The organism is Peterkaempfera bronchialis (assembly GCF_003258605.2).
Lineage (GTDB): Bacteria > Actinomycetota > Actinomycetes > Streptomycetales > Streptomycetaceae > Peterkaempfera > Peterkaempfera bronchialis.
This window is the reverse complement of the sequence record NZ_CP031264.1, coordinates 6,238,566-6,247,033: the sequence shown is the minus strand read 5'-3', so window position 1 is coordinate 6,247,033 and position 8,468 is coordinate 6,238,566. Positions and strand designations below refer to the sequence as shown.

At 73.6% G+C, this 8,468-nt stretch carries 5 protein-coding genes; all 5 read right to left on the bottom strand.

What is annotated here, in order from left to right; translation table 11 throughout:
* Nucleotides 1–46 precede the first annotated feature (46 nt).
* Nucleotides 47–2,344: an ABC transporter ATP-binding protein/permease gene (locus C7M71_RS26755; protein WP_111489368.1), complete on the bottom strand. Its 2,298-nt coding sequence runs from the start codon at nt 2,342–2,344 to the stop codon at nt 47–49.
* Between the two features lie 175 nt (nt 2,345–2,519).
* Nucleotides 2,520–2,858, bottom strand: coding sequence for a DUF5132 domain-containing protein (locus tag C7M71_RS26750; protein ID WP_111489369.1), 339 nt, complete (start codon nt 2,856–2,858; stop codon nt 2,520–2,522).
* Nucleotides 2,859–3,159: 301 nt separating this feature from the next.
* Nucleotides 3,160–4,857 (bottom strand): DUF885 domain-containing protein, encoded by a 1,698-nt coding sequence (locus C7M71_RS26745; protein ID WP_111489370.1) that lies wholly within the window; start codon nt 4,855–4,857, stop codon nt 3,160–3,162.
* A gap of 251 nt (nt 4,858–5,108) precedes the next feature.
* Complete coding sequence (locus C7M71_RS26740) at nt 5,109–6,074, bottom strand: pirin family protein (protein WP_111489371.1); 966 nt, start codon at nt 6,072–6,074, stop codon at nt 5,109–5,111.
* A 23-nt stretch (nt 6,075–6,097) separates the two neighbouring features.
* Nucleotides 6,098–8,455 carry a SpoIIE family protein phosphatase gene (locus C7M71_RS26735; RefSeq protein ID WP_229758931.1) on the bottom strand — a complete coding sequence of 786 codons (2,358 nt, stop codon included), beginning with the start codon at nt 8,453–8,455 and terminating at the stop codon, nt 6,098–6,100.
* Nucleotides 8,456–8,468: the final 13 nt, after the last annotated feature.

Below are 8,468 nucleotides of genomic sequence, written 5' to 3'. Positions count from 1 at the left end.
GCGGTGACGTCACGCGGTGGGTGGTCGGGCGGCGCGGCCGGTGCGGTCAGGCGGCGAGTTCGCCGGCCTGGAGCTGCCAGAGGGATGCGTAGAGTCCTTGCCGGGCGAGGAGTTCGTCGTGGGTGCCCTGTTCGGCCACGACGCCGCCCCGGTCCATGACGTAGATCCGGTCGGCGTGGCGGACCGTGGAGAGCCGGTGGGCGATGACGACCATCGTCCGGTCGGCCGCGAAGACACGGAGCGTGCGCTGGATGGCGGCCTCGGTCTCGTTGTCGACGGCGGAGGTGGCTTCGTCGAGGATCACGACCGGCGCGTCCTTGAGGATCGCGCGCGCCAGGGCGATGCGCTGCCGCTGGCCGCCGGACAGGGCGGCGCCGCGTTCGCCGATCACCGTGTCGTAGCCGTCCGGCAGCGACGCGACGAAGGTGTGCGCCTCGGCCATCGTGGCCGCCTCGACCAGCGCCTCGTCCGAGGCCCCGAAGCTGCCGTAGCGAATGTTGTCGGCGATGGTGCCGTCGAAGAGGAAGGGATCCTGGGCGACGAAGCCGATCGCGTGGCGCAGATCCCTGCGCGGCAGGTCGCGTACGTCCCGCCCGTCGATCAGCACGCTGCCGGACGCCACGTCCTGGAAGCGCATCAGCAGCTTGGCGACCGTCGTCTTGCCGGAGCCGGTGGCGCCGACGAGGGCGGTGACCTGCCCGGCGGGGATGGTCAGGGTGAGGTCCTCCAGGGCCGGCGGCCGACCGGGGTAGGCGAAGGTCACGCCGTCGAGAACGATCTCGCCCCGGACCTTTTCGACGTCGAGCGGACCGCCGGTTCCTTCGGTCTCGGCGGGCAGGGCGTGCAGCCGCTGGACCCGGTCGTGGGCGGCGAGCGTGCGCTGGTACTGGTCGACAATGCCGCCGAGTCGGTTCATCCGCATCAGGACCATCTGAGGCAGTCCGATGAGCGGGCTGAACACCTCGAAGGGCAGACTGCCGTTGAGCACCGACCGGCCGCCGATCAGCAGGGTGCCGGCCATCGAGCTGGTCGTGCAGACCCGGACGGTCTCGGCGTGGCGGATCGCGCTCCGGTCGGTCTGCCGGCTGCTCTCCTGGACCTGACCGCTCAACTCGTCGATGCGCACGGCCTCGTAGTCCTCGGTGCAGAAGCTCTTGACGGTGGCGCCGGCCTCCAGGGTGTTCACCAGCCGGCTGTGCAGCTTGGCCCGGTCCTCGCCGGAGACGGCGTAGTCGGCCGCGGCCTTGTCCTGGTAGTGGAACGACAGCCAGGCGATGACCGGGATGGGCAGGAACGCGATCCAGGCGATCTGCGGGGCCAGCAGCAGGAACAGCGGCACCAGGACGGCCAGGCTGGTGCCCAGTTGCAGCAGGTCGCCGGCCGAGGTCGCGAAGAAGGCGCCCAGCTGGCGGACGTCCTCGGTGAGCGCGCCGGCGACCCGGGTGGTCCGCTCGCCCTCCAGGTGCCGCAGTTCGAGGTGCTGTACGTGGGCGTACGTGCGGCCCCGCCAGTCGTGCTCGATGTCCTGGCCGAGTTGGCGCCACTGGAGGTTGGAGGTGTACGACAGGCCCGCCACGGCGGCGCAGGCGGCGGCCACCAGCCCTGCCAGCCCGAGGAGTTGAGCGGACGCGGTGGTCAGGCCGAAGCGGATCAGCGGCGCGGCCTCGCCCTTGATGAGGACCAGCGCGGTCCAGCCGAGGAAGGTGCCGAGCGCCATCTCCGCGATCTGGCAGGCGACGGAGAGGGCGGAGGCACGGCAGAGCCGCCGGCGGTGCGGTCCGACGATCTCCAGCAGGGGGTGTCGTTCGGTTCCGGCCCCGGGCAGGTCCCTGGTCGCGTCGGCCGTTCTGCGCCATGCCTTCCGGACGACGGCCACGGTCGCCGCCGCCACGCCGCCCAGCGCGATCAGTTGCCTGCTGAGCGCCGACCCGCGGATCAGGGCGATCCCGGCTGCCACGCCGCCCCCGACGGCGAGCACGGGGCGTACGCCGACGCCATGGTCGGCGCGCGGAGCCGGTTTGACGGCGGACCGGGCCGGCGCGGGACGGGCGACTCTGGCCGTAGCCTCCACGACCAGGGCGACGGCCCTGCGGACGATCCGGTCGACGTCCGCCGCGCTCACGCTCACCTCGTGCCGGACGAGGAGCCCGCCGGTGATCGGGTTGGCCTGCGCCTGGGTGATCCCGGGGATCCGCCGCAGGGCCGCAGCAAGGACTTCGGCCGCCCGGGGCCGCCCGAGAACCGGTTCGACGTCCCAGCGCTGACGGCCCGGAATGATCGACCGCAGGCGCACTTCCAGATCCACGACGTGATTCCCGGCTGCGGCACCCAGCAGAGACGGCATGTGTACGATCACCTGTTTTGCGGAGGTCGCTGAAAACGCCACGGGCGTGACGTATTACTGCGACGGACTGGAATTCTGAGGGAGGATGGAAATGCGGCCGACAGGCCAGCGGCCGACCGCCGCCCGGACGCGCATCCGAGCCCGGCCGGAATGTGCGCCCAGGCGACCGGGGCCGTCAGTGCGCCTTGCCGACGCCAGCGGTCGTACGGACCTTCGGGGTCCTCGCCTCGCCCTCGGTCCGATCGGCGGAGTAGCCCTTCCCGGCGGCGGCCTGCCGGCCGTCGCCCGAACGGGCTCCGACGTCACCGGCGGCGATCTGCGCCGCCACCACATCGGCGGCGACCTCGGCCGCGAGGTCATGGATGTTCTCTCCGGCCTCGTGGGCCGCCTTCTTCACCTCAAGGACGATGCCGACGGAGGTCTTGACGACACCGCGCACCAGCGGCTTGAGGAGACGTTTGGCGAGTGGCGCGACGACGAGGCCGACCAGGAAGGGCGGTACTAGGGGCGGCATGATGCTCCATCCTCTCTACGTATACGCATGACAGGAGACCCGGGCACTGCGGACACCGAAGCAGCGCACAGCCGGGCGGACGTAGGGACCCACTTCCAATTCCGGAATCCGACAGTCAACCTGCCGAACGAATTCCTCATGGGTGGAGCCCACCGCCCGCTCTGCCACCACCGTAGTCGAACCGTGGACAGCAAAGCCGAATAGTCCCGGCCGGTTCACTCGTGCGAGTACTCTTGGCCTTCCTGGGTGGCACGGATTGCAGGCATACCCATCGAACGATTCGATCGTATTTTCATAATTATTAATGACGGCTTCCGAGTTCGCGCGCCACCCGCCGCCGGAGGGCCGCGAACGGCAGCCCGCCGCCTCCCAGCACCACCTCATGGAAGGCCCGCACGTCGAACCCGCCGCCGCCCGGGCCCGCCTCGGCCCCGGCCCGCAGTCGGGTGAACTCCAGGTAGCCCGCACGGTAGGAGAGCGCCTGCCCGGGCAGGTCCGTGGAGTACCGCAGCAGGTCCGAGTCGATCTGGCCGTCCGCCTCGGTGGAGTTGGCGCGCATGAAGTCCCGCGCCTGCTCCAGGCTCATCGTCCCGAGGTTGAGCCCGGTGTCGACGACGAGCCGCTGCGCGGTGAACCGCTCCTGAGCGAGGCGCCCGTACGCGTCCCAGGGGTCGTCGTAGAGGCCCATCTCCCAGCCGAGGCCGGCCGCGTACTCGGCCCAGCCCTCGTTGAACGCGCCGAACTCCGCAATCTCACGGCGCAGTTGCGGCAGGGCGCGGCTCTCCGCCTGCCGGGCGAGATGGAAGTGGTGCCCGGGTGCCAGCTCGTGGTAGATCAGCGAGGCGGAGCCCAGCAGGGACCTCCGGTCCAGCTCCGAGCCGTTGTAGCGGTAGCGCCCGACCGAGTCGGCTGCGGTGGGCGGCTCGTAGTACCCGAAGGTCATCCCCGCCTCCAGTGCCGGGTCCAGTCGGGCCAGCCCGTACGGGGCGGCCGGCAGAGTGGCGAACCACCGGGGCAGCAGCGGGGCCAGCCGGTCGAGGTGGCCGCGATACCGGGCCTCGACATCCTCGGGCGTCCGGGCGTACAGACGGGGCTCGGCCCGCAGCCGGTCGTGGAACTCGGCCTCGGAGCCGCGGAAGCCCAGGACCGCCCGCAACTCCCCCATCCGTTCAGCGAGTTCGCGGCACTGCTCGCGGCCGAGCTCGTGCAGCCGCTCGGGCGGCACGCCGTCCCCGGTGTGGGTCCGGACGAACTCCCGGTACGCCTGCTCACCGCCCTCGTACCGCGCCCAGCCGACGGCCTGCGGCGCACCGCGTGGGTGGGCCGGGTCGTCGACGGCGGCGAGCAACCGGTCGAAGGCCGGCACCAGCTCGGTCTCCACCAGCCGTCGCACGCCGTCCCGGAGTCGACCTCGGTCGGCCGGCCCCAGTCCGACGAGCCGGTCGTCGTCCACTGCCACCCGGTGGGCCACGGAAGACCGCAGACCGGCGACGGTGGTGCGCACACCGGCCAGGGCCGGGGCGGGCACCCGGAAGCCGCGGGCGGTCTGCTCCACCGCCTTGTCGACGATCGAGCCGACCACCCGGCCCAGCTGGTGCACCAGCCCCAGGTACCGCTGGATGTCCGGTCGTCCGGTGAAGGTGAATGGGCGCAGCACCGCGTCGGCGTACAGCGACAGCGGGAACAGCCGGTATGGCGTGGCGGCGGGCGTCAGCCAGTAGCAGCGGCAGGCCCGCAGTTCCTGTTCGGCGAGCGCCGCGAGGAACGCCGCGGTGTCGGCGTCGACACCGGACAGCTCCGCGCCGTCGAGCACCCGGACCCGGTCCAGCACGCCCCAGGCGAACCGCGCCCGCTCCTCGGCCTCGGTGAGCGATGCCCCCGGCAGCGTCTCGACCCGGAGTCCCTGGCGGACCCTCAGCAGCGGGTCGCGTTCCAGCAGGAACCCCCAGTAGCGGTCCGCCAGGCGGCCGATCTCACGGCCCGGGTCGTTCGTCCTCATGCCGCAAGTGTGGCGACGGTGCGCCGCCTCGGCCGCCGGCCGACCGAGTGGCAGCCGCGCCGTCCCACGGGCAGGTGAATCACGTGGGCCGCGCCCCGCCCGTCCCGGCGGCCTCCGGCCAAGCGGGCAGGCGTTGCTCCTCTCTCGGGACGTCCGCCGACGAGACCGACTCGGCGGCACACTCCACGAGTACCGACATGCCACCTGAACTGCGCGGATGATCAATCGGCGCCCACATGGAAAACAGCAGGTCAGCGGGCTCGTCCGCGGGGTTTGAGGGGGACGGGGGGAAGTGCGGGGGCGGGGAGTGGGGCGCCGTCGTAGCCGGTTACTTCGCCGAAGTGGGAGCCGGACATCCAGTCCTCGCGGGCCTGGGCGATCTCGTCGCCGGTACGGGCGACGAAGTTCCACCACATCACGATCTCCTCCTCGAACGGCTCGCCGCCGAGCAGCAGCAGCCGGCAGTCCGAGTCGCCGCGCACCCGCAGTTCGTCGCGGTTGCAGCCGAGGTAGAGCAGGGCGCCCGGGTCCAGCCGGACGCCGTCGACCTCGGGGGTGCCGGAGAGGGTGAGCACCGCGTACTCGAAGTCCCGTTCCAGCGGCAGCGCCGCCGCCGCTCCGGCGGCCAGCAGCAGTTCGGCTCCGACCAGGGGGGAGAAGGCGGTGCCGGGCGAGGCGGCGCCGTCGAGTTCGCCCATGAGGACGGTGGCCCGCAGCCCGGGGGCGGTGACCACGGGCAGGGCGGCGTGGTGCTCGAAGCGCGGCTCGGTGCGGCGGTGCGGCTCGGGCAGGGCGACCCAGAGCTGGGCGCCGTGCAGCAGCGCCGGGTGCGGGTCGGGCGACTGCTCGGAGTGGGCGATGGCCCGGCCGGCCGTCATCAGGCCCAGCTCGCCCGGGCGGACGGTCTGCACGCTGCCGACGCTGTCACGGTGCAAGATCTCGCCGTCGAGCAACCAGCTCACGGTCTGCAACCCGATGTGCGGATGCGGCGGCACCTGCATACCGGGCTCGGCGGCGATCTCGTCGGGGCCGTAGTGGTCGACAAAGCACCAGGCGCCGACCATTCGGCGGCCCAGCGTCGGCAGCAGCCGGCGGACCTCGGTGGACTCGCCGAGCAGCACGGCACGGCCGGGCAGGACATCATGCACCGGGCTCCCGGGGACCGCGCGGCGGCCGCCGCAGAGGGTCGGCACGGGCCGGACATCAAGGTTGCTCACCGGGCCACCGTACGCCCGGCGGCCTACGTCGGGCGCTGCCGCAGCCGGACGCCGATCAGGCAGGTGTCGTCGTCGGTGTCGGCGTTGCTGTGGGTGAGCAGCCGGTCGAGGTACTCCTCCAGGTCGTCCTCCGCGCCCGCGGCGGTCGCCAGCAGCCGGGCTATCGACTGCTGCACCGAGCGGTCCCGCCGCTCGATCAGCCCGTCGGTGTAGAGCAGCAGGGTGTCGTCGTCGTCCAGCACCAGGCGGCGCTCCTCGTACTCCGCCTCCGCGACCGCGCCGAGCAGCACCCCCTTGGGCAGCGGCAGCGCCTCCGCCGCGCCGGCCCGGACCAGTACCGGCGGCAGATGGCCGGCGCGGGCCCAGCGCAGGGTGCGGGTCTCCGGGTCGTACAGGCCGCAGACGGCGGTGGCGGTGACGTGCTCGGTGAGGTGGTGCGCGACCGCGTTGAGCCAGCCGAGCAGCTGCCCCGGGCCGGCGCCGGTCGCGGCGAGGCCGCGCAGGGCGTTGCGCAGCACCACCATCCCGGTGGCGGCGGCGATGCCGTGTCCGGCGACGTCGCCGACGGCCAGCAGCACCTGTCCGGTGGGCAGCAGCACGGCGTCGTACCAGTCGCCGCCGATCCGGTGGCCCTTCTCGGCGGGGCGGTAGCGGACGGCCACCCGCAGCCCGGCCGCGTCCACCGGCGGCGCGGTGGGCGGCATGATCGCCTGCTGGAGCTGCAGGGCGAGGCGGTGGCGGTCGGCGGACTCCTGCTCGGTGTCGGCGAGCCGGTCGCGGGTGGCGGCCAGTGCCACCTCGGTCCAGTGCTGGGCGGAGACGTCCTGGTAGGCGCCGCGCACCCCGACCGGTCGGCCGCCCTCGCCGAGCACCGGTTCGGCGACCACCCGCACATGGCGGACCACGCCGTCGCCGCGCAGCAGCCGGAAGGTGGCCGCGCCCTCCTGGCCGTGGTGCAGCACGGTCCGCAGAAAGCGGCCGATGGCCACGGCGTCGTCGGGGTGGGCGCGGCTGCGCAGCCGCGCCACGGGGACCGGTGCGGCGGTGGGCGGCAGCCCGTAGAGGGCGTAGAGCTGGGCGTTCCAGCTGACGGCGCCGCTGACCAGGTTCTCCTCGAAGCCGCCGATCCGGCCGAGCCGCTGGGCGTGCTGGAGCAGGTGGGCGAGCCGGGTCTCCTCGCCGGGGATGCGCCAGGTGAGCAGGACGGCGTCGCCGAGGCGGCTCATGCCGATGTGCGCTTCGACGGCCAGCGGTACATCGTCCAGCAGCATCCGCAGCCGGACCGCGTCGGCGCGGTAGGGCTCGCCGGTGGCCAGCGTCCGGGCCGCCCGGTCGAAGAGGCCGCCCTCGGTGGCGGCCAGCGGGTACGCCTCCAGCAGTCCCAGGCCGCGCAGCCGGCCCGGGGAGCGGCCGACCGGGTCCACAAAGGGCTCATTGGTGGACTCGATGCGGAAGTCGGCGATCCGCCGGTCGGCGCCGTACACCGGGCGGAGCACCATCGCCGGGTCCAGCAGGCCGCCGAGCAGGTCGGGGAGGCCGGTGCCGGGCCCTGCCGCGGGGTCGGCGGGGTCGAATCCGGCGTCCAGGGTGTGCCCGCAGAGGTCGGCCAGCGCCTCCAGTTGGCGGCGGAGCTGCGGGGTGAGCGGGGGGCGGACGTCCGGCCAGGCGATCTCCAGGACGCCCAGCAGCCGGTCGCCCGGCCCGGCGGGCAGCACGGCGCGGGCGCCGGAGGTGGCCGGGGCGCCGCGTCCGACGGTGGCGGTGGAGGTGTCGCCGCCCCGGTCGCCCAGGGCGGGGAACCAGAGGGTGCGGCGCCCGGTGAGTGCCTGCTGGGCGAGGGTGCCCACGCCGGGCGGCACATGGTGCCAGCGGGCCGCTTCGCCCTCGGTGAACCCGGCGTGCCCGGCGAGCGTCAGGGTGCCGTCGGCGTGGGCGGCCCAGACGGCGACGGCGGTGGCGCCGAGGGGTGCGGCGGCCTGGTCCAGCAGCACGCGGGCGACGGCGCCGGTGTCGTCGGCGGCGAGTGCGGCGCATTCGGCCGCGCGCAGCCGTACGGCGGTGGCACGGGTGGCCGGGTCGGCGGCTTGCTCACCGGTCGGCGCGGTGGTCTGCTCGCCGGTCGGCGCGGCGGCCTGGGCCACCAGGTCTCCGGCGGCCTGGTTGACGATGTCGGCGGCCAGCTCCGGGAGCGGCAGCCGGGAGCTGTCGGCGAGCAGCCGCAGGTGCCGGGCGGCCTCGGCGGGGCCGCAGCCGAGACGCTCGACCAGGATGCCCTTGGCCAGCTCGATCAGCGCCCGGGTGGACTCCTCGGCCCGGAGTCGGCCGACGGTCCGGGCCAGCAGGTCAACGCCGGAGTGCGGCGGCTGCGCGGGCGTCTCCACGAACGGGTGCTCC